Here is a 23,680-nt window from a genome sequence, read left to right as displayed (position 1 = left end):
GTCCTGGCTGGCGCGGAAGTAAATGCATGTAATGTTGTTTCGGTGGAACTGAGATAGATATTTTTGTCACCCAGTGAATGCAAGTTTTTATTGACTGACTAAGGTGATGATTATGAATGTTACAGGTGTTCCAACTTACACTACAGCACCGTCCAGTGACGTTTCAGCTGATGTTACTCAAGCTGCCAATAATACTGGATCGACCGGTAACCCGCGCAACGCCGCTTCGGCTACTTGGCAAAATGATCGCTCCGAGCTTACTTATGATGCTGAACGTTTGAACTCGGACACGCAGGTTCGTAGCAAAAGGGGAATTGATTTCGGACGTTTTTTCCGCAGGCCGACGCATAGCACTTCCCGTGTGCCGTCTGGGACGCCCGGTCAATATACTCAGATTAATAAGGGACCGTTTTTCTCAAACCCACCTTCCACTCATGCATCTAATAAGCCCTTTCGAGATCTGATTAATAACAACCGGTTCGGGGGCTCTACCCTTCCTTCCAGGTCTCACCCCGTTCCCAAGACGTTTGGAGAGGTGGCGCAAAACCTAGTCACTGCCGATCGCCTGGTCAAGGCAGGCGTGTTCAAGACCGGGCCAGATCTGAAAACCGTGACACGGGACGCTTTCGTGAATGCCGCAGTCAACGGCTTGGTCAGTACGCCATTGAGTATTGGTACTTACGCAGGCTCCGTATGGAGTGGCGAGCAGATCAAGGGGGCGTTCAGCGCCAATACCCCCTTACTTCCTCCCGCGCACCAGCCCGCGCCGAGTCAACAGAACGGTGTGGCGGGATCGGCGCCGAGTCCTTCATCGCCGCAAGACCTGGCGTTGCACTTGGACAATGCAGAATTAAAACTGCTCTTGGTCAGTAATACGATCCAGGCCTATACCGAAGGGAGCGAGGGGCAAGCCTTGGATAAAAGCCCCGATTGGCCAACCGAGACAACTGCCCGACTTGATATGTTGGAAAAGCAATACAACACCGTCGAGTCGAACTTGGAATTAATCTCTAAGGAAAATGATTTTATATTCAGGCCCTTTAAAAGTGATACCGCCGCCACCGAGAAAGACCCTGTGCGCCGCCTTGAAACATTGGATCGACGCAATCAGGCTGTTTTAAACCAGATCTCCCGTATCAATACGGTGTTGGAGCCGAAGGGGCCGCTATCCTCGATGCAGTTTGTCTGATGCGGGTTATGCAGGGGAGGCCGTTAATTGACACCCCATAGTGACCCCTCGTATACGCTGAGTCCGGTGCAGTCACGGCGGGTGCCGGCACCGGGCTCAACGACCGCACTGCCGGCCGAATTCAGACGATTGAGCTGGCGTGTACCGCTAAAAGAGTGCGATTTCCCCCTCCCTGCGCTAACCTGCCTCGATGTTTTACGAGGTCGACCATGCACATTCATATTCTCGGTATTTGCGGTACTTTCATGGGCTCGATGGCGGTTCTGGCCAAGGAGTTGGGCCACCATGTGACGGGTTCCGATGCCAACGTCTATCCGCCCATGAGTACGCAACTGCAAGCCCAGGGCATCGAGTTGACCCAGGGCTATGATCCATCCCAATTCGATCCGGTCCCCGACCTGGTGGTGATCGGCAACGCCATGTCTCGGGGCAACCCGGCGGTCGAATACGTACTGAACAAAGGTTTGCCCTATGTGTCCGGCCCCCAATGGCTGGCCGACCATGTGCTGCAAGGCCGTTGGGTACTCGCGGTAGCCGGCACCCATGGCAAGACCACCACCAGCAGCATGCTGGCCTGGGTGCTGGAGCACGCAGGCATGAGCCCGGGTTTCCTGATCGGCGGCGTACCGCAGAACTTCTCGGTGTCGGCGCGCCTGGGCGATACGCCGTTCTTCGTGATCGAAGCCGATGAATACGACAGCGCGTTCTTCGACAAACGCTCCAAGTTTGTCCACTACCGCCCGCGCACGGCGATCCTGAATAACCTGGAGTTCGATCACGCGGATATCTTCCCCGATCTGGCGGCCATCGAGCGGCAGTTCCACCATTTGGTACGCACCATCCCGAGTGAGGGCCTGGTGATCCACCCGACCACCGAGCCGGCCTTGCAGCGCGTCATCGACATGGGCTGCTGGACGCCGGTGCAAACCACCGGCGCGGGCGGGCAGTGGCAGGTCAGGTTGCTCAGTGAAGACGGTTCGACATTTGAAGTGCTGTTCGAAGGCGAGGCCCAGGGTGTGGTCGACTGGGACATGACCGGCCAGCACAACGTTGCCAACGCCCTGGTCACCTTGGCGGCGGCACGGCATGTTGGCGTGGTGCCTTCCATGGGCATCGCGGCCCTGAGTGCGTTCAAAAGTGTGAAACGACGCATGGAAAAGGTTGCCGATGTGAATGGGATTACCATCTACGACGACTTTGCCCACCACCCGACGGCGATTGCCACCACCCTTGATGGCCTGCGCAAGCGGGTCGGTGATGCGCCGATCATTGCGATTATCGAACCGCGCTCCAACTCCATGAAGCTCGGCGCGCACCGCGATGGTTTGCCGGAGAGCGTCAATGATGCGGACCAAGTGGTCTGGTACGCACCGGCCAACCTGGGCTGGGACCTGCCCGCCATTGCGGCGCTGTGTCACGTGCCGTCGACGGTCTGCGATTCGATCGAAGGCATCATTGAACACGTCAAGCAACAGGCCACGCCCGGCACCCACGTGGTGGTCATGAGCAACGGCGGCTTCGGCGGCCTGCACGGCAAATTGGCTGAGGCCCTGAAATGAGCGGGCCCGAGCGTGTGACGCTGGCGATGACCGGCGCATCCGGCGCGCCCTATGGCTTGCGCCTGCTCGACTGCCTGGTGCGCGAGGAGCGTGAAGTTCATTTCCTGATCTCCAAGGCCGCGCAACTGGTGATGGCCACCGAGACCGATGTCGCGCTGCCGCCCAAGGTGCAGATGATGCAGGCGTTCCTCACCGAGTACACCGGTGCGGCGGCGGGGCAGATCAAGGTTTACGGTAAAGAGGATTGGATGTCGCCGGTGGCCTCCGGCTCCGGCGCGCCGGCGGCGATGGTGGTGGTGCCGTGTTCCACCGGTACGTTGTCGGCGATTGCCACGGGCGCCTGCAACAATTTGATCGAACGGGCCGCCGATGTGACGTTGAAAGAGCGGCGCCAGCTGATTTTGGTGCCGCGTGAGGCGCCGTATTCGAGCATTCACCTGGAGCACATGCTCAAGTTGTCGAACATGGGCGTGACCATCTTGCCGGCGTCGCCTGGTTTCTATCACCAGCCGCAGACCATTGATGACCTGGTGGATTTTGTGGTGGCGCGGATTCTCAACCTGCTGAACATTCCCCAGGACATGCTCCCGCGTTGGGGTGAGCACCATTTGAGCAGCGATGAATAAGGCGCTGTTGGTGTTGCTGGCGTTGCAACTGGCGGGCTGCGCCACCGCGCGCACGCTGGATGCGGCGAAGCCCGGCGCGCCGGTGGTGTATGCCGGCACGCGGCTGGACCTGTATGCGATGAACGGCGGCTGTTGCGCGATGGACCGTTTTGGCGCCGAGGCGCCGAGCTATCCCGGCGTCGACCTGCCAGCCAGCGCGTTGCTCGATACCCTGCTGTTGCCGCTGTCGGTGTTGACGGTGTTGGGGGTAGGGTTCAACGCCACGGGAGGGCTGTGACTCCGCGCTCAGGCCCCATCTGAACCCACATGTTGAGCTGGCAGCTCGGTTGGCAGGGTTTATTTACCCAGCTTGCGCAACTCATCCGATTCGACCACACGCACACCATCTTGCTCTTCCAGCGCCAGGCGCCACATGGCGCGTGCCAGTTCGCACACTTCGATGCCGTGGTACTTGCCTGGAATCAGCCGTGACAACGGCCCGGCCAATTGCTCGGCCAGGCGCGGTTCGAGGCGCTCCCCCAGCAACAGCGAAGGCCGCACGATGGTCAGTTGCGGCCAACCCTGGGCTTTCAAGGCGTCTTCCATTTGCCCTTTGATCCGGTTGTAGAAGATCGAGGATTTCGGGTCGGCGCCAATCGCGCTGATGACGATCAGGTGCCGCGCGCCCATTTCCCGCGCGCGCTTGGCAAAGGCCACGACCAGGTCCAGGTCGATCGCGCGAAAGGCGTCCTCGGAGCCGGCTTGCTTGATCGTGGTGCCCAGGCAGCAGAAGGCGATATCCACCTGGCCACGCAGTTGCGGCAGGACCACCGCCGGGTCGCCCACTGGGTTTTCCAGGCGTGGATGTTCGGCCAATGGCTTGCGGCTGGGCGCCAGCACACGGGTCACGGTGGGTTCGTTGAGCAGGCGATCGAGCAGGTGTTCGCCGGTCAGGCCAGAGGCTCCTGCGAGCAAGATATGCTGAGGCGTCAGGTACATGGTGTTTCCCCCTTTGTTACACGTTACAGCTTAGTTGCCTTTAGCTTCCTTGCTATTCATTGAGACGCTTTCGAGCGCCTTTCGTGCTTGCTGCTTGCGTAATAGTTGCCAATGGGCGATCACGCCTTTGGGGGCCCAGATCTGCGGTTCGGAGGCTTCGAAGTTGTCCGCCTGTTCGCGTTCGGTCACGTGCAGTTGCGCCAGCTTGAAGGCTTGCTGCAAGTCGTCGGTCTGGTTGAAGGCTTGGGCGAAAAGGGCATCGCCGAAGTAGGTGAAGTCGGCTTCCTCGGAGCAGCCAAACGACACCCGGTCGGCGCGGGAAGCGGTCATGATCAAGGTGTGCTCGTCTTTCAGCGCGGGAATGAAACCGCCGGAGTAGCACGCGGAAATCACCACGACCTTGTCGCGGTTCTTCAACGGCGTGAGTACTGCGGCGAGCTCATCGGCCGGCAGGTCGGCCAGCTCCATGCGCGGCTGGTCGAGCACCAGTTCGCTTTCGTGGGTGCCGTGGCTGGTCAGGTAGATAAACACCAGGTCCTCCGGCCCGCTGCGTTCGGCCAGGGTCTGCACCGCACGGCGCAGGCTTTCGCGGGTAGCCAGGGGGCGGTCGGCGATATGGTCGCGGTGGTTGACCAGGCGAATCTGCCCGCGCGCACCGAAGCGGCTGGCGAGCATGTTGCTGACGTAATCGGCTTCGCGCAGGAACACGCTCTGTTTGCCGTCGCCAGCGAGTACCAGGGTGTACAGTTCCACGGCGGGGGTCGAAGGCGGCACGGCGGCGAGGGCAGCATCGAGCAGGCGGCCCTGGGCCAGCACGCCGATTTCCAACGGGTCGGGCAACAGCTTGCCGTCGGCGTCGCGCACGCGCATGCCGTTGACCCAGGTGCCGGCCTGCACGGTGCCGTCGGCGAGCACCAGGGTGCCGTGGCCCTGGTAGTTGTCGCTGTCGAAACCGCCGATATAGAAGCTGCCGTCGGTGAGGTTCAGGCGGCCTTCGCCGCTGAAGCGCCAATCGCTGAACTGGCCAATGTAGTGGCTGCCATCGACGCCGATCAACTCGCCCTTGCCGCTGAGGGCACCTTCCTTGAACTGGCCGATCCACACGTCGCCGTCGGCGTTTTCGTAGCGACCCTTGCCGTTCAATTGGTTCTGTTTGAACTGGCCGACGTAGATGTCGCCGTCAGCGCTGTTGAAGGTGCCGTTGCCTTCCAGTTGGCCATCGACGAAGTGGCCGCTGAACTGGTTGCCGCTGTCGTCGTTGCGCTGGCCTTCGCCGTTGGGCTTGCCGTGGGCGAACTGGCCCTGGTATTGGCTGCCGTCGGCCAGCTCCAGGCGCCCGAGGCCGGAATACTGGTCGTCCTTGAATTCGCCGCGATAGGTCATTTGCCCCTCTTTGAGGGTGCCTTCGCCGTTGCGCCGGCCTTGCTTGAAGCCACCGACGTAGTGGCTGCCCGCAGTGGTCAGGCTGCCCTGGCCGTCAAACAGGCCTTGCTGGAACTGGCCTTTATAGACTTCGCCGTTGCTGCCATGCCATTCGCCCTGGCCGTGCCACTGGCCTTTGTCGAACTGGCCGGCGTACCAACTGCCGTTGGGGTAGTCCACGCGGCCCTGGCCTTGCAGCAAGCCATTGACCACATCACCCCGGTAACGGCCGCCGTCGGGCAGGCGCGCATCGGGCGGCAACAGCGATTCGCCGTCTCCGCAAGCGGTGAGCAACAGGACAAGGGCAAAGGGAGCGAGTGGGCGCATAGCGGGATCCGGATAATTGAGCGCCGAGTATGCCGCAGCGAAGGAGCCATACCTAGTGGTCTGTTGGGGAATGATGACCTGTAGGAGCCGGCTTGCCGGCGAAGGTGGTCAACGAAAACGCGGGCATTCAGGGGGAATGTGGCGTCTGGGGGCTTTTCGCTGGCAAGCCAGCTCCTACAGGGAGGAAGGAGGCGGTTACACGAAGCAGAGCGACAGCGACTCGGCAATGTAAGCGGGTTTCTCCTGGCCTTCGATTTCCAGGGTGGCGGTGGCCTTGAACAGCCATTGGCCGGGTTTTTTCTCGGTGACGTCGGTGAGGGTCACGTTCAGGCGGACCTTGGAATTGACCTTCACCGGCTGGATAAAGCGCACGCTGTCCAAGCCGTAGTTGACCGCCATTTTCAGGCCTTCGGGCATGATCAGGATGTCTTCCATCAACTTGGGCATCAGCGACAGCGACAGGAAACCGTGGGCGATGGTGCTGCCGAACGGGGTTTGCGCGGCCTTGACCGGGTCGACGTGGATGAACTGATGGTCGCCAGTGGCTTCTGCGAACAGGTTGATGCGGGCCTGGTCGATGGTGAGCCAGTCGGAACGTCCCAGTTCCTTGCCGACATAATCTTTGAGCTGCGCTACGGGTACATAGGGCATTGCGTCTCTCCTTGGTTCATCGGTTTTTATTGATGTGCGAGAACCATGTTAGATCATCATGGGCAACCCGCCCGGTCAACCCACCATGCTTATGACGAATGCCGGAGCATAGCGCGGGCATGCTTATAATGCGGGTCGGTCTTGAGGGGGGAAGGACGGATGCTATTACGCGGTCTGACATGGCTGGTGCTGTTTCAATTGATCGGCACGGCGATCAACCATTTGCTGCTGCCGGTGTTGCCGGGGCCGATCATCGGTCTGCTGCTGATGCTGGGTTACCTGGTGTGGCGCGGCGAAGTCGGCGAGCCGCTGAGCCTGGCGGCCAGCAGCCTGCTGCGTTACTTGCCCTTGCTGCTGGTGCCGCCGGCGGTCGGGGTGATGGTGTATGCCAAGGACATCGCCGCAGACTTCTGGGCCATCGTCGGTGCCTTGGTGTTGTCGCTGGTGATCGCCATGGGGTTCGTTGGCGTGCTGATGCAAAAACTGGTCAAGCGCCAGGCGCAGCAGGAGGAGCAATCATGACCTTCGACTGGCAAGGCGCATGGGCGGCGGTGATTCATCATCCGCTGTTCGGCATCGGCATCACCCTCGGCGCCTATCAACTGGTGCTCGCGGGCTTCGAGAAAACCCGCTGGATCTTCCTGCAGCCGGTGCTGGTGTCCATGCTGCTGGTGATCGGCGTGCTGCTCACCTGTGGCCTGAGTTACGCCGAGTACCGCAAGAGCACCGAGATCATGAGCATCCTGCTGGGCCCGGCGACCGTGGCCCTGGCGGTGCCGCTCTATTTGAACCTGCGCCGGATTCGTCAATTGTTCTGGCCGATTTTTACTACGCTGGTGATAGGTGGTGTGTTGGCCACCGGCCTGTGTGTGTTGCTGGGCTGGTGGTTCGGTGCCGAACACAGGATGTTGATGACCATGGCACCCAAGTCGGTGACCTCGCCGATTGCCATGCTGGTGGCCGAGCAGATCGGCGGCGTGGCCGCGTTGGCCGCGGTGTTCGTGCTGATCACCGGCGTGATCGGGGCGATGATCGGCCCGGCGTACTTGTCGCGCCTGGGCGTCCACAGCCCCGAGGCGCGCGGTATGGCGCTGGGCATGACCGCTCACGCCGTCGGCACGTCGGTGGCCCTGCAGGAAAGCGAAGAGTGCGGCGCCTTTGCGGCGCTGGCCATGAGTCTGATGGGCGTGGCGACGGCGGTGTTCCTGCCGCTGGCCGTGTCGGTGATTGTTTGAACCAGGGTTAAGGAAACCTTTATGAGTCTGGCGCTGTTCCCGCTCAACACCGTGCTGTTCCCTGGCTGCACCCTCGACCTGCAGTTGTTCGAGGCGCGCTACCTGGACATGATCAGCCGCTGCATGAAAAAGGGCGAAAGTTTCGGCGTGGTGTGCATCTTCGACGGCAAAGAGGTGGGCGCGGCCCCGGATGGCTACGCGCTGATCGGCTGTGAAGCGCTGATTCGCGACTTCAAGCAGCAGGATAACGGCCTGCTGGGCATTCGCGTCGAGGGCGGGCGGCGCTTCCGTGTCCGCGACGCTGAGGTGCAGAAGGACCAGTTGCTGGTGGCCGAGGTGCAGTGGCTGGAAGAGCGGCCGGACCACGCGCTGGAAGAGGCGGACGCCGACCTGCAGGCCTTGCTCCAGGCCCTGGCCGAACACCCGATGGTGGCCTCGCTGGACATGGGCGCCGATGCCGACGGCCAGCAGGCCCTGGGCAATCAATTGGCGTATTTGCTGCCGTTCACCGAGGCCGACAAGATCGACCTGCTGCAACTCGACGATCCGCAACAACGGCTGGATGCGATCCAGAGGCTGCTGGATGAACTGCAAGGTGAGCTGTTCACCTGATCTTCAGAATTGTCTGGTGCTGCTTTCAGACATTTCTGCGTTGCTCCCATCGCGCGGGCTGAAATAGTTTCCGATCACACAACCACTGATCAGGGGATGAACATGATTCGGCTAGCGCAATCGGAGCAGGCGGCCTGGGACGCTTTTTTTGTCAGCATTACCTCACAACTGCTCGCGCAGGATGCACAGCGCGGCCCGGAATACATCGCCGAGCGTGCCGCAGAAATTGCCGATGAAATGCTGCTGGAGCGGCGCGAACGTTGCGTTGAGCGCCGAACCGCGCCAATCGATTGGATCGGCCCGGCCAAGGGTCAGTAGGCATACTTGAACAGGGCCTGCGAGGTGTCGCTGAGGGCGATGAAACCGAGCACCGCCACCAGGGCAGGCAATACCAGCCACCAGGCTTTCTGCGACATCGGCGGCAGCGGGCTGCGGTATTGGATTGCGCCCAGGCTCAATGTACACACGCTCATCGCCAGCAACATTCCGGCGAGGATGTCGGTGGGCCAGTGGACGCCCAAGTAAACCCGCGACAACGCGATGAATGCCGCGGGGATGCAGCCCAGCAGCAGCCAGGTCAGGCGCAGGCGCGTGGGCTGCCCGCGCCCGGCCAATACGGCTAACGCCAGGAAAAACGCGAATGCGCCGGAGGAGTGGCCGCTGGGCATGCTGAAGCTGCTCAGTGGGTCGGTGAGGATTTCCGGGCGACCGCGGGCGAAGAACAGCTTGGTGGCGGTATTGATCACTGCGGCCATGCCCAGCGTGATGCCGACAAACAGCGCGTGGCGCCATTGGCGTGCGAGTAACAACAGGCCGGTGAACAGGGCGCTGGCGACAAACATATTCTTGAACTCGCCCAGTTGGGTGAGCCTCACCATGGTCTCGTCCAGCCAGGCGCTGCGATGCTCCTGCACCAGGGCGCTCAGCCCCTGGTCGAAGTCGTTGAGGTGCGGGTAGCCGATAAACAGGGCGACCAACAGGGTCAGGCTGGCGCAACCTATCCACCCTGTGGCGCGGCGATGGCCGCGCAGGCTGCTGTTCAAGCTCAGCCCCAGCAACACCGCCAGGCATGCCGCGACAATTCCCGCCTCGGGCCAGAACCCCGCCGGCAATGGCAGGCGGAAAGCCGCGCCGGTCGCCCAGCCCGGCAGCAGGTACGCGACTGTCCAACCGGCCGCCGCGAGAATGCTGACCAGGGCAAAGCGTGGGAACGGCATGTCGCACATGCCGGCCACCATCGGCAGCATGGGGCGCAACGGGCCGATGAAACGTCCGACCAGCAGGCTGGCGATGCCGTACTTGTGGAAGTAGGTCTCGGCGCCGTTCATCCATTCAGGGTGATGCCGCAGGCCAGGCAGGCGCCGGATGTTCTGGTGGAAATGGCGTCCCAGGAAGTAGGACACCCCATCGCCCACCAGGCCGCCGAGAAAACCCAGCAGCAGGGTTTCACTCAACGACAGCGCACCGTTGCCGGCCAGCACGGCAATGGCGAACAGCAGCACGGTGCCGGGCACGATCAAACCGGCAATGGCCAGGCATTCCACGCACGCCACGATAAACACCGCCGCCGCCAGCCATTGGGGGTTCAGGGTCAGCCAGCCGGTGATGCTATCGAGCCATTGGCCCATATTTCTTCACTCCCTCGTCACCGTTTCAAATCAAAAAATAGTCGCGGCCTTCGACCTGGCCCCGGCGCAGCGGGTTCCGCGTGCAATAAGGCGCATAGCCTGCATCGACGAAGCGGTACATCAAGTGTTCGTCCCGGCCGCCGGGAATGCCCAGGCGGGTGGTCTGAATAATGTGCGTCGGCACCTGGCCGACGTCTTCTACATAGAGCCGCTCCTGGTCGAAGCGCTTGGCATCCCACATCGGCACTTTCAGGCCCAGCGCCTTGCACAATAAGGTCTGGCCGGCGCAGAGCTTCTGCGAGGCGCGTGGCCTGCCATTGGCGTCCGGGTTGTTCAGCAGCATCTGCGCCAAACTGGCCGGGCCGGAGGTCTCATCGACCCAGGGATAGGCGGATTTGATCAATACTGCATTGCCCGGGCCCTGGGCGCTGAAGTTCAGCGAATCGCCGCCACGGGCGTAGTACATATAGATATGACCGCCATCCAGAAACAAAGCCTTACGCTTTTCTGTGTAGCCCAGTGAGGCATGGCTGCCTTTTTCGGCCACGTAATACGCTTCGGTTTCAATAATCCGCGCCGAAAGCCAGAGATCGCCGACCCGATGACGGATGATTTTGCCGAGCAATTCCCGCGCAAGCAGTTGTGCATCGCGGTCGAAGAAGCGGTCGGGCAGGGCGCTGGCAGGGAGTTGGGGGGTGAAACTCGACATGGCCTTCAGGGTTAATACGGCTAAATGTGACGGAATAATAACAACTCCTACCTTAATTACGGCTGAACCCCAGGTTTTTACAGTTCATTTCGACCATCCGCCCCTCACCGCTGTCAGTCGGGCGGCGTCACAGCTATAATCTGCCGCTTTCCTCTTTGCCAAGACTCCCTGACCATGACTGAGTCCGTTCTTGACTACATGACCCGCCTGGGTCGCGCTGCCCGTCAGGCCTCGCGGTTGATCGCCCGTGCGAGCACCGCGCAGAAAAACCGTGCCTTGCTGGCCGCCGCCGATGCTCTGGATGCTTCGCGCTCCGAGTTGACCGCCGCCAACGAACTGGACCTGGCCAACGGCCGCGCCAATGGCCTGGAACCGGCGTTGCTCGACCGCCTGGCGCTGACCCCGGCACGTATCGACGACATGATCGAAGGCCTGCGTCAGGTGGCCAAGCTGCCTGACCCCATCGGTGAAATCCGCGATATGCGTTACCTGCCGTCCGGCATCCAGGTCGGCAAGATGCGCGTGCCCCTGGGCGTGATCGGCATCATCTATGAGTCGCGCCCGAACGTGACCATCGACGCTGCGAGCCTGTGCCTCAAGTCTGGCAACGCCACCATCCTGCGCGGCGGTTCCGAGGCGATCCACTCCAACCGTGCGATTGCCGCCTGCATCCAGCAGGGCCTGGCCGTGGCCGAATTGCCGGCCGAAGTGGTGCAAGTGGTGGAAACCACCGACCGCGCCGCCGTCGGCGCGCTGATCACCATGCCGGAATTCGTCGACGTGATCGTGCCGCGCGGTGGCAAGAGCCTGATCGAACGCGTCAGCCGTGATGCCAAGGTGCCAGTGATCAAGCACCTGGACGGCGTCTGCCACGTTTACATCGACATTGCCGCTGACATCGACAAGGCGATCCGCATCGCCGACAACGCCAAGACCCACCGTTACGCCCCGTGCAACACCATGGAAACCCTGCTGGTGCACGCCGGCATTGCCGATCGCGTGCTGCCGCCGCTGGCTGCCATCTACCGCGACAAGGGTGTGGAGCTGCGCGGTTGCGAGCGCACCCGTGCGCTGCTCGGCGCGGACGTGATCGAAGCTACCGAGCAAGACTGGTACACCGAGTACACGGCGCCGATCCTGTCGATCCGCATCGTCGACGACCTGGACCAGGCCATCGAGCACATCAACAAATATGGTTCCAAGCACACCGATGCCATTGTTACCGAGCATTTCAGCGATGCCCGGCGTTTCCTCACCGAAGTGGACTCCGCTTCGGTGATGGTCAACGCCTCGACGCGTTTTGCCGACGGCTTCGAGTATGGCCTGGGCGCGGAGATCGGTATCTCCACCGACAAGCTCCACGCACGCGGCCCGGTTGGCCTGGAAGGCCTGACCAGCGAGAAGTACGTAGTGTTCGGCGACGGGCATGTGCGCGCTTGATGGGTAAACGCATCGGGTTGCTCGGCGGCACCTTTGACCCCGTGCATATCGGCCATTTGCGCAGTGCCCTGGAAGTCGCGGATGCCCTCGCGCTGGATGAATTGCGCCTGACCCCCAATGCCCGGCCGCCGCACCGCGATACGCCGCAGGTGTCAGCGCAGCAGCGCCTGGAAATGGTGCGCCTTGCCGTAGCTGGCATACCGCCGCTGGTGGTGGACGACCGCGAGCTCAAGCGCGATAAACCGTCCTACACTGTCGACACCCTGGAACTGATGCGTGCCGAGTTGGCCGCGGACGACCAGTTGTTTCTGCTTTTGGGCTGGGACGCATTTTGCGGCCTGCCCTCTTGGCATCGCTGGGAGGAACTCCTCCAGCATTGCCACATCCTGGTTTTGCAACGCCCGGATGCCGACAGCGAACCGCCGGATGCCTTGCGCAACCTGCTGGCCGCGCGGTCGGTAAGTGACCCCTTGGCCCTGACCGGGCCGAACGGGAATATTGCATTCGTCTGGCAGACCCCGCTTGCGGTGTCCGCCACCCAGATCCGTCAACTGCTGGCCAGCGGGAAGTCGGTACGTTTCCTGGTGCCTGACGCGGTCCTGGCCTACATCGATGCGCACGGGCTTTACCGTGCGTCGAACTGAAAAGGCGCGCTTGAACGCACGAACAGTCGTGCAGCGAGCGCCCGAACATACGAGCAAAACGAGTTTTATATGACGAACAAAGACGTAAGCAAAGTTAAGCGCAAAGGCACCTTCAAAAGCGCGCCACTGCCGGTTGAAGCCCACGTTGGCCCGGAACTGGCTGGCGAAGAGCTGGTGAAAGTCGCCGTGGCGGCCCTGGAAGACGTCAAGGCCCAGGACATCCAGGTGCTGGACGTGCGCGACAAGCAGAGCATCACCGACTTCATGATCATCGCCACCGGTACCTCCAACCGCCAGATCGGCGCGATGCTCGACAAAGTGCGCGAAGCCGTCAAAGCCCAGGGCGTTAAGCCGCTGGGTGAAGAAGGCAAGGGCGACAGCGACTGGGTGCTGCTGGACATGGACGACGTGATCGTTCACATGATGACCTCCAACGCCCGTCAGTTCTACGACCTGGAGCGTCTGTGGAAAGGCGCCGAACAGAGCCGTGCCGCTGATGGCAAGCACCACAGCCCGGAAGTGGGCCACGCGCACTTCGACAAGCTCAACAAAGACCAGGAATAAGGAACGGCTGTGCGCCTGCGTCTGATCGCTGTCGGTTCACGCATGCCCAAGTGGGTGGAAGAAGGCTGGCATGAATATGCCAAGCGTCTGCCCGCCGAGCTGTCGCTTGAGCTGGTGGAAATTCCGCTCAATACCCGGGGCAAGAACGCCGACGTGGCGCGCTTTATCCGTCAGGAAGGCGAAGCCATGCTGGCCAAGGTCGGTCCCAACGAGCGCATCGTCACCCTCGAAGTCCACGGCAAGCCCTGGAGCACCGAGCAATTGGCGGTGGAACTGGATCGCTGGCGCCTGGACTCGCGCACCGTCAACTTCATGGTCGGCGGCCCCGAGGGGCTGGCGCCGGAAGTCTGCGCGCGGGCGGACCAACGCTGGTCGCTGTCGGCGCTGACGTTGCCGCACCCGTTGGTAAGGATTCTGATCGGTGAACAGCTGTATCGCGCCTGGACAGTTCTGTCCGGGCACCCTTACCACAAATAGTCTGCGCCCCTCCCGATGACTCAGCCGATCCGCATCAAGGACCACGAGAAAGACGCACGTCTGGTGCGCTCGCGCGTGGTTTTTGGCGCGATCATGGTAGTGACGTTGATCGGGGTGTTGATCGCGCGCCTGTATTTCCTGCAGGTGATCCAGTACGACTATCACTCCACTCTGTCGGAAAACAACCGGGTGCATGTGCAGCCGATTCCGCCGACCCGTGGCCTGATTTTCGACCGCAACGGCGTGGTGGTCGCGGATAACCGGCCCAGCTTCAGCCTGAGCATGACCCGCGAACGCTCCGGCGACTGGCAGCAGGTTCTCGATGTGATCGTCGACGTGCTGCAACTGACCCCGGAAGACCGGGCGATCTTCGAAAAGCGCATGAAACAGGGGCGTCGGCCGTTCGAGCCGGTGCCGATCCTGTTCGAGCTGACCGAAGAGCAGATCGCCCGGATCGCGGTGAACCAGTTCCGCCTGCCGGGCGTGGAAGTGGTGGCGCAGTTGGTGCGGCATTACCCGCAAGGGCCGCACTTCGCGCACTCCGTCGGTTATATGGGGCGGATCAACGAGAAAGAGCTGAAAAGCCTCGATCCGGTCAATTACAGCGGCACCCACCATATCGGCAAGACCGGCATCGAGCGTTTCTACGAGCCCGAGCTGCACGGCCAGGTGGGTTACGAAGAGGTCGAGACCAACGCCCGCGGCCGCGTGTTGCGGGTGCTCAAGCGTACCGATCCGGTGCCGGGCAAGGACATTGTGCTGAGCCTGGACATCAAGTTGCAGGAAGCGGCCGAGATGGCCCTGGGCGGGCGCCGTGGCGCGGTGGTGGCGCTGGACCCGAGTACCGGCGAAGTCCTGGCCATGGTCAGCCAGCCCAGTTTCGACCCCAACCTGTTCGTGACCGGGATCAGCTTCAAGGCCTACGCCGAGCTGCGCGATTCCATCGACCGGCCGCTGTTCAACCGGGTGTTGCGCGGCCTGTATCCGCCGGGTTCGACGATCAAGCCGGCGGTAGCGATTGCCGGCCTGGACGCGGGCGTGGTCACGGCGTCGAGTCGCGTGTTCGACCCCGGCTACTACATGCTGCCTAATTACGACCACAAATACCGTAACTGGAACCGCACCGGTGACGGCTATGTCGACCTGGACACCGCGATCATGCGGTCCAACGACACCTATTTTTACGACCTGGCCCACAAGCTGGGGATCGATCGCCTATCGGCCTACATGGGCAAGTTCGGGTTGGGTCAGAAAGTCTCCCTGGACATGTTCGAAGAATCCCCAGGCCTGATGCCGTCGCGCGAATGGAAGCGTGCGACCCGCCGCCAGGCGTGGTTCCCCGGCGAGACTCTGATCCTGGGCATCGGCCAGGGCTATATGCAGGCGACACCGCTGCAACTGGCCCAGGCCACGGCGTTGGTGGCCAACAAAGGCATCTGGAACCGTCCGCACCTGGCCCGCACCATCGAAGGCGAAAAGCCGGTGGATGAAAACCCGATCCCGGACATTGTGCTGCGTGACCCGTCGGACTGGACCAAGGTCAACCACGGCATGCAGCAGGTGATGCACGGCGCCCGGGGCACGGCGCGCAAGGCGGCGATCGGCGCGCAATATCGCATTGCCGGCAAGAGCGGTACGGCCCAGGTGGTTGCGATCAAGCAAGGCGAAAAATATGACCGTTCCAAAGTCCAGGAGCGCCACCGCGACCACGCCCTGTTTGTCGGCTTCGCTCCGGCGGACGACCCGAAGATCGTGGTCGCCGTGATGGTCGAGAACGGCGAGTCCGGTTCGGGCGTCGCCGCGCCGGTGGTCCGTCAAGTGATGGATGCCTGGCTGTTGACCGACGACGGCAAGCTCAAGCCCGAATATGGCGGCCCCCCTTCAAGCACCGAGGTTACGGCCAGTGAAGAGTAATTTTGACCGCATCCTCTCCAGTGAGGATGTGATGCGTCGCCGCGCGACGTTGCTGCAGCGCATGCACATTGATGGCCCGTTGTTGATCCTGCTGCTGACCCTGGCGGCCGGCAGTCTGTTCGTGCTGTATTCGGCCAGCGGCAAGAACTGGGACCTGCTGATCAAGCAAGCGTCGTCGTTCGGCCTGGGCCTGTTGTCGATGGTGGTGATTGCCCAGCTGGAGCCGCGTTTCATGGCGCGCTGGGTGCCGCTGGGGTACGTCGCTGGCGTGTTGTTGCTGGTGGTGGTGGACGTGATGGGCCACAACGCCATGGGCGCGACCCGCTGGATCAACATTCCGGGGGTGATTCGCTTCCAGCCGTCGGAATTCATGAAGATCCTGATGCCGGCGACCATCGCCTGGTACCTGTCCAAGCGCACCTTGCCGCCGCAACTCAAGCATGTGGGGATCAGCCTGATCCTGATCGGCGTGCCGTTCATCCTCATCGTGCGCCAGCCGGACCTCGGTACATCGCTGCTGATCCTGGCGGGCGGTGCGTTCGTGCTGTTCATGGGCGGCTTGCGCTGGCGCTGGATTCTCAGCGTGCTCGCCGCTGCCGTGCCGGTGGCCGTGGCCATGTGGTTCTTCTTTATGCATGACTACCAGAAGCAGCGGATTCTCACGTTCCTCGACCCGGAGAGCGACCCGCTGGGCACCGGCTGGAACATCATCCAGTCGAAGGCGGCCATCGGTTCCGGCGGTGTCTTTGGCAAGGGTTGGTTGATGGGCACCCAGTCGCACCTGGACTTTTTGCCCGAGAGCCACACCGACTTCATTATTGCGGTGATGGGCGAAGAGTTCGGCCTGGTGGGCATTTGCGCGTTGCTGCTGATCTATTTACTGTTGATTGGGCGTGGCCTGGTGATCACCGCGCAGGCGCAGACGTTGTTCGGCAAATTGCTGGCGGGCTCGTTGACCATGACTTTTTTTGTTTACGTTTTCGTCAACATCGGTATGGTCAGTGGCCTCTTGCCGGTGGTTGGGGTGCCGTTGCCGTTCATTAGCTACGGCGGAACTTCGCTGGTGACATTGCTGTCAGCGTTTGGGGTTTTGATGTCGATTCACACGCATCGCAAATGGATCGCACAGGTTTGAATAAGGTGAAGATGTCAATGCAAGTATTGCGCGGCTGGGCGACTCGGCATGCGTCCTGGATGAGCCTGATCGGGCTGCTGGGCGCCATGCACGAAGCGCAGGCCGGTGACTACGATGGCTCACCTCAGGTCGCCGAATTCGTCGGTGAGATGACCCGTGACTATGGCTTCGCCGGTGAACAGCTGATGGGCGTGTTCCGCGAGGCCCAGCGCAAGCAGGCGATCCTCGATGCCATCTCCCGCCCGGCCGAGCGCGTGAAGCAGTGGAAGGACTATCGCCCGATGTTCCTGACCGACGCCCGCGTGGCCCGGGGCGTGGACTTCTGGCGCCAGCACGAAGCCGCGCTGGCCCGCGCCGAGCAGGAATACGGCGTGCCTGCCCAGGTGATTGTCGCGATCATTGGCATTGAAACCTTCTACGGGCGCAACACTGGCGGTTACCGGGTGATCGATGCCTTGTCGACCTTGAGCTTCGATTACCCGCCCCGCGCTGAATTCTTCCGTAAGGAACTGCGTGAATTCCTGCTGCTGGCCCGCGAAGAGCAGGTCGACCCGCTGACCCTCAAAGGCTCCTACGCCGGTGCGATGGGCTTGCCGCAGTTCATGCCGAGCAGTTTTCGCGCCTACGCGGTGGATTTTGACGGCGATGGCCATATCAATATCTGGAGCAACCCGGACGATGCCATCGGCAGCGTGGCCAGCTACTTCAAGCGCCATGGCTGGGTGAGCGGCGAACCGGTCGTCAGCCGTGCCGACGTGAGCGGCGAGCGCGCCGATGAAGGCCTGACCCAGGGCATCGAGCCGGCCAAGACGGTCGGGGAGTTGCGGGCGCTGGGCTGGTCAAGTCATGATGCGCTGCGCGATGATATGCCGGTCACGGCTTTCCGCCTGGAAGGCGAAAACGGCCCTGAATACTGGATGGGCCTGAAGAATTTCTACGCAATCACGCGTTATAACCGCAGTGTGATGTACGCCATGGCTGTGCATCAACTGTCTGACATGCTGGTCCAAGCACGGGGCAACAAGTAATGCGGGCATCGCCGTTGAAAAAACCGCTCAAGCTGGTGGCGTTTGCCGCGTTGTCCTTGCTGGTTGTCAGTTGTTCCACCAGCCGCGCGCCGACGCAAAAGTCCGGCGGCACCGCTATTCGTTCCCAGCCGGGCCTGGACATCAACCGCGCGCATAAAGACGGTGCGCCATGGTGGGACGTCGACGTGTCGAAAATCCCGGATGCCACGCCGACCCTGCACACCGGTCCGTACAAGGCCAACCCCTATACCGTGCTGGGCAAGAGCTACTTCCCGCTGCAGGACTCCAAGACCTACGTGCAGTCGGGCACGGCGTCGTGGTACGGGACCAAGTTCCATGGCCAGAACACCGCCAATGGCGAGGTCTACGACCTGTATGGCATGAGCGCGGCCCACAAGACCCTGCCGCTGCCCAGCTATGTGCGCGTGACCAACCTGGACAACAACCGCACGGTGATCCTGCGGGTCAACGATCGCGGGCCGTTCTATTCGGACCGGATCATCGACTTGTCCTACGCCGCCGCGAAGAAACTCGGTTATGCCGAAACCGGCACCGCGCGGGTCAAGGTCGAAGGGATCGACCCCGCGCAATACTGGGCCCAGCGTGGCAAACCGGCACCGTTGATGCTCAACGAGCCGCAGGCCGCGCAACCGCAAGTCACAGCCTCGACCGGCAAGATCGAGCAGTGGACGCCACCCGCACAACAGCACGCGCCCGACACGGTCGTGGTGCCTCGCGCCGCACCGGGTGCTTCGGCTGCCGGTGGGCAATACCTGCAGGTGGGCGCTTTCGCCAACCCGGATGCGGCAGAGCTGTTAAGGTCCAAGCTGAGCAGTATGGTCAATGCGCCGGTCTTCATCAGTTCCATCGTGCGTAATCAACAGACCCTGCACCGTGTGCGTATGGGCCCGATCGGTTCGCCGAGCGAGGTCGCGCAAGTGCAGAACAGCGTGCGCCTGGCCAACCTGGGGCAACCCAGCGTGGTCAGCGCCGAATAAACCGTAAAGGATTGATGGTTCAGGTCCGTGCGCGGCCCTGGGCCCTGGTTGTTGGCTCGTTGAACAATAAAACCCAGGGGCAAGGGGTGAGCACGCAACCGAACACGCGACAGACTGGTAACGGGCTGTCTGAATAAGTTTTGCCCGCGAGGGCAAGTTTCCATACGTAATTTCGAGAGACGGATGAACATCATCACCTTAGCCAAACGCACGTGCCTGCTTATCTCGCTGATCATCACCCCGGCCGCCTGGGCGGTTGAAATGGTGCCGGCTTCACCGCAACTGGCCGCCAAGGCCTGGGTCCTCATGGATGCCGCCAGTGGCAACGTGCTGGTGGAAAACAACGGTGACCAGCGCCTGCCGCCTGCCAGCTTGACCAAGCTGATGACAGCCTATATCGCGACCCTGGAAATCCGTCGCGGCCAGATCGGCGAAAACGACCCGGTGACCGTCAGCGAAAACGCCTGGCGCACCGGTGGTTCGCGGATGTTCATCAAGGTCGGCTCGCAGGTGACGGTCAGCGACCTGCTGCACGGCATCATCATCCAGTCGGGTAACGACGCCAGCGTCGCCCTGGCCGAGCACATCGCCGGCAGCGAAGACGCGTTCGCCGACATGATGAACAAAACCGTGGCCGACCTGGGCATGACCAACAGCCACTTCATGAACCCGACCGGTCTGCCGAACCCAGAGCACTACTCGTCGGCTCACGACATGGCGATCCTGGCGCGCGCGATCATTCGTGTCGACCCGGTCCACTACGCGATCTACTCCCAGAAGGAATTCTTCTGGAACAACATCAAGCAGCCTAACCGCAACCTGTTGCTGTGGCGCGACAAGACCGTCGACGGTCTGAAAACCGGCCACACCGAAGAAGCCGGCTATTGCATGGTGTCGTCCGCCGTGCGTGATGGCCAGCGCCTGATCGCCGTGGTCTTCGGCACCAACAGCGAGCAGGCCCGTGCGGCCGAGACGCAAAAACTGCTGACCTACGGTTTCCGCTTCTTCGAAACCCAGACCTTCTATCAGAAGGGTGCTGAACTGGCGACCGCGCCGGTATGGAAAGGCGCGACCTCGCAAGTCAAGGCCGGCCTGGCTGAAGACCTGACCCTGACCATGCCTAAAGGCCAGCTGAAAAAGCTCGCGGCCAGCATGACCATGAACCCGCACCTGGTTGCGCCAATCGCCAAGGGCGACGTGATCGGCAAGGTCGAAGTGAAGCTGGACGATAAAGTGGTACACAGTGCCGACCTGATCGCCCTGGATGCCGTCGACGAGGGTGGTATCTTCCGCCGCGTGTGGGATAGCATCCGCCTGTTCTTCTACAGCTTGTTCAACTGATAAGTGTGCACCTGCAAAGCCCCGTGTTGATCCGACGCGGGGCTTTGCCCGTCGCCACGGCTTACGCTTACGAGGCCGTTACGCCATGACCGATAAAGAAGTAAAGGCGCCAAAGATCGAATTCCCGGTGACGGATTATCCCGTCAAGGTGATCAGCGATACCGGTGTGGGCAACAAGGACAAGATTCTCGACATCGTGCGTAAACACGCGACGATCAACGACAACCGTGTGGATGAACGTTCGAGCACCAACGGTAAGTACACCACGATCCAGTTGCACATCGTTGCGACCGGTCAAGACCAGCTTTACGACATCAACAGCGAACTGCGGGCCACCGGCTTCGTACATATGGTGCTGTGATGCCACAGGTCCTGGGCTTTCGCGAGCTCGGCCGGATGGACTACGAGCCCGTCTGGCACGCGATGCAGCGCTTCACCAACGAGCGCGGCACCTCGGCACCCGATGAGATCTGGCTGGTGGAACACCCGCCGGTGTTCACCCAGGGCCAGGCCGGCAAGGCCGAGCATCTGCTACTTCCGGGTGATATTCCGGTGGTGCAGGTCGACCGAGGGGGTCAAGTGACTTACCATGGGCCCGGTCAACTGGTGGCGTATCTGCTGCTGGATGTGCGCAAGCTGGGGTTTGGCGTGCGCGACCTGGTGAACCGTATGGAGGCTTGCCTGATCGAGCTGTTGGCCAGTTACGGCGTGAGCGCCGTGGCCAAGCCCGATGCACCCGGTGTGTATGTGGATGGTGCGAAAATCGCTTCCCTGGGGCTGCGCATTCGCCACGGTTGTTCGTTTCATGGCCTGGCGTTGAACGTGGACATGGACCTGGCGCCGTTCCGGCGCATCAACCCGTGCGGTTATGCCGGGTTGGCGATGACCCAGTTGAGCGACCACGCCACACCGATTAAATTTGCCGAGGTAAGTACCCGGCTGCGTGCGCAGCTCGTCAAACACCTCGACTATGCTGAGCAGACGACCCTTACGGGCGGAATCGACTGATTATGACTACTGATGCAGTGCAAACCATGATCCCGACGCTGGACGTCACCGAACGTTCGGCCCCGGCCCCGCGTGCCAAGGTGGAAGCCGGCGTCAAGCTGCGCGGCGCCGAGAAGGTTGCACGCATCCCGGTCAAGATCATCCCGACCACCGAACTGCCGAAAAAACCTGACTGGATTCGCGTGCGTATCCCGGTCTCGCCGGAAGTCGACCGTATCAAGGCGTTGCTGCGCAAGCACAAGCTGCACAGCGTGTGCGAAGAAGCGTCCTGCCCGAACCTGGGCGAATGCTTCTCCGGCGGCACTGCCACGTTCATGATCATGGGTGACATCTGCACCCGTCGTTGCCCGTTCTGCGACGTCGGCCACGGCCGGCCGAAGCCGCTGGACGTCAACGAGCCGGAAAGCCTGGCCATCGCCATCGCCGACCTGAAACTCAAGTACGTGGTAATCACTTCTGTCGACCGCGACGACCTGCGTGACGGCGGTGCCCAGCACTTTGCCGACTGCATCCGCGAAATCCGCAAGCTGTCGCCGGACGTGATGCTCGAAACCCTGGTGCCGGACTACCGTGGCCGCATGGACGTCGCGCTGGAAATCACCGCCGCCGAGCCGCCGGATGTGTTCAACCACAACCTGGAAACCGTGCCACGCCTGTACAAGGCGGCGCGTCCAGGTTCGGACTACCAGTGGTCGCTGACCCTGCTGCAGAAATTCAAGCAGATGATGCCGCACATCCCGACCAAATCCGGCCTGATGCTCGGCCTGGGCGAAACCGACGAGGAAGTGATCGAAGTCATGCAGCGCATGCGCGAACACGACATCGACATGCTGACCCTCGGCCAATACCTGCAACCATCGCGCAGCCACTTGCCGGTACAGCGTTTCGTTCACCCGGACACCTTCGCCTGGTTCGCCGAGGAAGGTTACAAGATGGGCTTCAAGAACGTCGCGTCGGGCCCGCTGGTACGTTCCTCGTACCACGCCGATGAGCAGGCCAAGCTGGTCAAGGCTAGCCTGATTTCGTAATACAGATCTGCGCAACACCGCAGATCCAATGTGGGAGGGGGCTTGCCCCCGATGGCAGTGTGTCAGTCGCTACAGGTACTGGCTGATTCAGCGCTATCGGGGGCAAGCCCCCTCCCACATTTCGTTCCGCGTCATATAGGGAGAATCAGGGATGACCAGTCGACTAGCCGCCGCCGTACCTGCATTGCGTTCTGAAGCCACCATCGGCCTGATCGCACCCGCCGGCCCTGCCGCGCTGGACGTGGAAAAAGCCGGGCAGTGGATGCGCGCCCGTGGCTATGAGCTACGCATCTTCCCCGGAGTATATGAACGCGACGGCTACCTGGCCGGCAGCGATGACGTGCGCTTGCGCGACCTGCACGCCGCCTTCGCCAACCCTGATATCGATGCGATCTTCTGCCTGCGCGGCGGCTACGGCACGCCCCGCCTGCTGGACCGCCTGGACTTCGACCTGCTGCGCGCCAACCCCAAGCCTTTCGTGGGTTACAGTGATATCACTGCGTTGCACCTGGCAATCAACCGCTATGCCGGTTTTGTGACCTTCCACGGCCCGATGCTGAATGCCGACCTGCTCGGCGACAAGCAGCCACCCACCGAGTCGTCGTTGTTCAACATGCTGCGTGGCCAGGTAGGTGCAGGCAGCGTGCTGGCGCACCCGGTGGCCTACCCATTGACCACGATCGAGCCCGGTATCGCCTGTGGGCGCTTGCTCGGCGGCAACCTATCGATGATCGCGGCCATGATGGGGACGTCCTACGAAATCGATGCCGAGGGCATCATCCTGTTTATCGAAGACGTCAATGAGCCGATCTACCGCATCGACCGCTTGCTGACGCATCTGCGCCTGACCGGCAAGCTGGCTCAGGTAGCGGGTGTGTTGGTGGGGGACGTGGCGGGGGTGGATAGCACCGCGCTGGAGCGGCTGCTGAAGCAGACCTTCGAACCGCTGTGCATTCCGGTGCTGTCTGGCTGGCGCAGTGGGCATTGCGATCCGAACGTGACGCTGCCGATGGGCGCGCGTGTGCGGTTGGATGCGGGGGAGCAGCGGCTGGTGCTGGAACAGGATGTGGTGTTCAACCGCTGAATCTGTCGTCTGCTAAACCGCTATCGGGAGCAAGCTCCCTCCCACATTTTGACCGCATTTCAAAGGATGTACGCGGTCAAAAT

The 23,680-nt window shown here is 61.8% G+C and carries 26 protein-coding genes; 21 read left to right on the top strand and 5 right to left on the bottom strand.

The features are described from left to right. Positions 1–112: 112 nt before the first annotated feature. The 4 genes from AC07W0_RS01225 (at position 113) to AC07W0_RS01210 (ending at position 3,651) form a co-directional block, all read left to right on the top strand. Entirely contained in the window at positions 113–1,189 is a 1,077-nt protein-coding gene (locus AC07W0_RS01225) for a hypothetical protein (RefSeq protein WP_146013155.1), read from the top strand. Positions 1,190–1,398: 209 nt separating this feature from the next. Continuing rightward, positions 1,399–2,748 (top strand): UDP-N-acetylmuramate:L-alanyl-gamma-D-glutamyl-meso-diaminopimelate ligase, encoded by a 1,350-nt coding sequence (mpl, locus tag AC07W0_RS01220; protein WP_017848358.1) that lies wholly within the window; start codon positions 1,399–1,401, stop codon positions 2,746–2,748. Continuing rightward, complete coding sequence (ubiX, locus tag AC07W0_RS01215; RefSeq protein WP_010206807.1) at positions 2,745–3,374, top strand: flavin prenyltransferase UbiX; 630 nt, start codon at positions 2,745–2,747, stop codon at positions 3,372–3,374. The genes mpl and ubiX overlap by 4 nt, the downstream gene beginning before the upstream one ends. Continuing rightward, the gene (locus tag AC07W0_RS01210; protein WP_017848357.1) at positions 3,367–3,651 is read left to right on the top strand and encodes a YceK/YidQ family lipoprotein; all 285 of its coding nucleotides are present in this window, start codon (positions 3,367–3,369) and stop codon (positions 3,649–3,651) included. Before ubiX ends, AC07W0_RS01210 begins: the two co-directional genes overlap by 8 nt. Before the next feature lie 59 nt (positions 3,652–3,710). Here the strand turns inward: AC07W0_RS01210 and AC07W0_RS01205 are convergent, their stop codons facing one another. The 3 genes from AC07W0_RS01205 to AC07W0_RS01195 all read right to left on the bottom strand — a co-directional run bounded on the left by AC07W0_RS01205 (position 3,711) and on the right by AC07W0_RS01195 (position 6,752). After that, positions 3,711–4,352 carry an oxidoreductase gene (locus tag AC07W0_RS01205; protein WP_017848356.1) on the bottom strand — a complete coding sequence of 214 codons (642 nt, stop codon included), beginning with the start codon at positions 4,350–4,352 and terminating at the stop codon, positions 3,711–3,713. Between the two features lie 30 nt (positions 4,353–4,382). Beyond that, on the bottom strand, positions 4,383–6,101 hold the full coding sequence (locus AC07W0_RS01200; protein WP_017848355.1) for a C13 family peptidase: 1,719 nt from the start codon (positions 6,099–6,101) through the stop codon (positions 4,383–4,385). A gap of 195 nt (positions 6,102–6,296) precedes the next feature. Beyond that, positions 6,297–6,752: a MaoC family dehydratase gene (locus tag AC07W0_RS01195; protein WP_017848354.1), complete on the bottom strand. Its 456-nt coding sequence runs from the start codon at positions 6,750–6,752 to the stop codon at positions 6,297–6,299. 159 nt (positions 6,753–6,911) lie between these two features. Between AC07W0_RS01195 and AC07W0_RS01190 the strand changes: the two genes are divergently transcribed. The 4 genes from AC07W0_RS01190 (at position 6,912) to AC07W0_RS01175 (ending at position 8,917) form a co-directional block, all read left to right on the top strand. Further along, positions 6,912–7,274, top strand: a complete 363-nt coding sequence (locus AC07W0_RS01190) for a CidA/LrgA family protein (RefSeq protein ID WP_017848353.1) — start codon at positions 6,912–6,914, stop codon at positions 7,272–7,274. Continuing rightward, a complete protein-coding gene (locus AC07W0_RS01185; RefSeq protein ID WP_017848352.1) occupies positions 7,271–7,987 on the top strand; it encodes an LrgB family protein in 717 nt (238 codons plus the stop codon). Before AC07W0_RS01190 ends, AC07W0_RS01185 begins: the two co-directional genes overlap by 4 nt. A gap of 21 nt (positions 7,988–8,008) precedes the next feature. Beyond that, a complete protein-coding gene (locus tag AC07W0_RS01180) occupies positions 8,009–8,599 on the top strand; it encodes an LON peptidase substrate-binding domain-containing protein (protein WP_017848351.1) in 591 nt (196 codons plus the stop codon). Between the two features lie 102 nt (positions 8,600–8,701). Beyond that, a complete protein-coding gene (locus tag AC07W0_RS01175; RefSeq protein ID WP_026140195.1) occupies positions 8,702–8,917 on the top strand; it encodes a hypothetical protein in 216 nt (71 codons plus the stop codon). Here the strand turns inward: AC07W0_RS01175 and AC07W0_RS01170 are convergent. After that, the gene (locus AC07W0_RS01170; RefSeq protein ID WP_102616987.1) at positions 8,911–10,227 is read right to left on the bottom strand and encodes a bifunctional DedA family/phosphatase PAP2 family protein; all 1,317 of its coding nucleotides are present in this window, start codon (positions 10,225–10,227) and stop codon (positions 8,911–8,913) included. The two genes, AC07W0_RS01175 and AC07W0_RS01170, sit on opposite strands and share 7 nt — an antisense overlap. Positions 10,228–10,252: 25 nt before the next feature. Next, positions 10,253–10,936, bottom strand: coding sequence for a DNA-3-methyladenine glycosylase (locus AC07W0_RS01165; RefSeq protein WP_046381925.1), 684 nt, complete (start codon positions 10,934–10,936; stop codon positions 10,253–10,255). A 174-nt stretch (positions 10,937–11,110) separates the two neighbouring features. On the opposite strand from AC07W0_RS01165, the gene AC07W0_RS01160 reads away from it, so the two are divergent. From AC07W0_RS01160 to AC07W0_RS01100, 13 genes are all read left to right on the top strand, one after another. Next, a complete protein-coding gene (locus AC07W0_RS01160; protein WP_046381926.1) occupies positions 11,111–12,376 on the top strand; it encodes a glutamate-5-semialdehyde dehydrogenase in 1,266 nt (421 codons plus the stop codon). Next, a complete protein-coding gene (gene nadD / locus AC07W0_RS01155) occupies positions 12,376–13,020 on the top strand; it encodes a nicotinate-nucleotide adenylyltransferase (protein WP_017848346.1) in 645 nt (214 codons plus the stop codon). Before AC07W0_RS01160 ends, nadD begins: the two co-directional genes overlap by 1 nt. A gap of 69 nt (positions 13,021–13,089) precedes the next feature. Then, the gene (rsfS, locus tag AC07W0_RS01150) at positions 13,090–13,584 is read left to right on the top strand and encodes a ribosome silencing factor (protein WP_003176298.1); all 495 of its coding nucleotides are present in this window, start codon (positions 13,090–13,092) and stop codon (positions 13,582–13,584) included. 9 nt (positions 13,585–13,593) lie between these two features. Next, the gene (rlmH, locus tag AC07W0_RS01145; RefSeq protein ID WP_003176297.1) at positions 13,594–14,061 is read left to right on the top strand and encodes a 23S rRNA (pseudouridine(1915)-N(3))-methyltransferase RlmH; all 468 of its coding nucleotides are present in this window, start codon (positions 13,594–13,596) and stop codon (positions 14,059–14,061) included. 15 nt (positions 14,062–14,076) lie between these two features. Beyond that, positions 14,077–15,975: a penicillin-binding protein 2 gene (mrdA, locus tag AC07W0_RS01140; RefSeq protein ID WP_046381927.1), complete on the top strand. Its 1,899-nt coding sequence runs from the start codon at positions 14,077–14,079 to the stop codon at positions 15,973–15,975. A gap of 31 nt (positions 15,976–16,006) precedes the next feature. Then, positions 16,007–17,110 (top strand): rod shape-determining protein RodA, encoded by a 1,104-nt coding sequence (gene rodA / locus AC07W0_RS01135; protein WP_046482428.1) that lies wholly within the window; start codon positions 16,007–16,009, stop codon positions 17,108–17,110. 17 nt (positions 17,111–17,127) lie between these two features. Next, positions 17,128–18,138, top strand: a complete 1,011-nt coding sequence (gene mltB, locus AC07W0_RS01130; protein WP_017848343.1) for a lytic murein transglycosylase B — start codon at positions 17,128–17,130, stop codon at positions 18,136–18,138. Further along, on the top strand, positions 18,138–19,136 hold the full coding sequence (locus AC07W0_RS01125) for a septal ring lytic transglycosylase RlpA family protein (protein WP_017848342.1): 999 nt from the start codon (positions 18,138–18,140) through the stop codon (positions 19,134–19,136). Before mltB ends, AC07W0_RS01125 begins: the two co-directional genes overlap by 1 nt. 183 nt (positions 19,137–19,319) lie before the next feature. Continuing rightward, complete coding sequence (locus AC07W0_RS01120; protein WP_102616986.1) at positions 19,320–20,477, top strand: D-alanyl-D-alanine carboxypeptidase family protein; 1,158 nt, start codon at positions 19,320–19,322, stop codon at positions 20,475–20,477. An 85-nt stretch (positions 20,478–20,562) separates the two neighbouring features. After that, positions 20,563–20,838: a DUF493 domain-containing protein gene (locus AC07W0_RS01115; protein ID WP_017848340.1), complete on the top strand. Its 276-nt coding sequence runs from the start codon at positions 20,563–20,565 to the stop codon at positions 20,836–20,838. Then, positions 20,838–21,485 (top strand): lipoyl(octanoyl) transferase LipB, encoded by a 648-nt coding sequence (gene lipB / locus AC07W0_RS01110; protein ID WP_017848339.1) that lies wholly within the window; start codon positions 20,838–20,840, stop codon positions 21,483–21,485. Before AC07W0_RS01115 ends, lipB begins: the two co-directional genes overlap by 1 nt. A gap of 26 nt (positions 21,486–21,511) precedes the next feature. Continuing rightward, positions 21,512–22,513, top strand: coding sequence for a lipoyl synthase (gene lipA / locus AC07W0_RS01105; protein ID WP_167379504.1), 1,002 nt, complete (start codon positions 21,512–21,514; stop codon positions 22,511–22,513). Positions 22,514–22,664: 151 nt separating this feature from the next. Further along, a complete protein-coding gene (locus AC07W0_RS01100; protein ID WP_017848337.1) occupies positions 22,665–23,597 on the top strand; it encodes a S66 peptidase family protein in 933 nt (310 codons plus the stop codon). Positions 23,598–23,680: the final 83 nt, after the last annotated feature.

Source organism: Pseudomonas sp. GW704-F2 (genome assembly GCF_059423025.1).
This window is presented reverse-complemented; position numbering and strand designations above follow the sequence as displayed.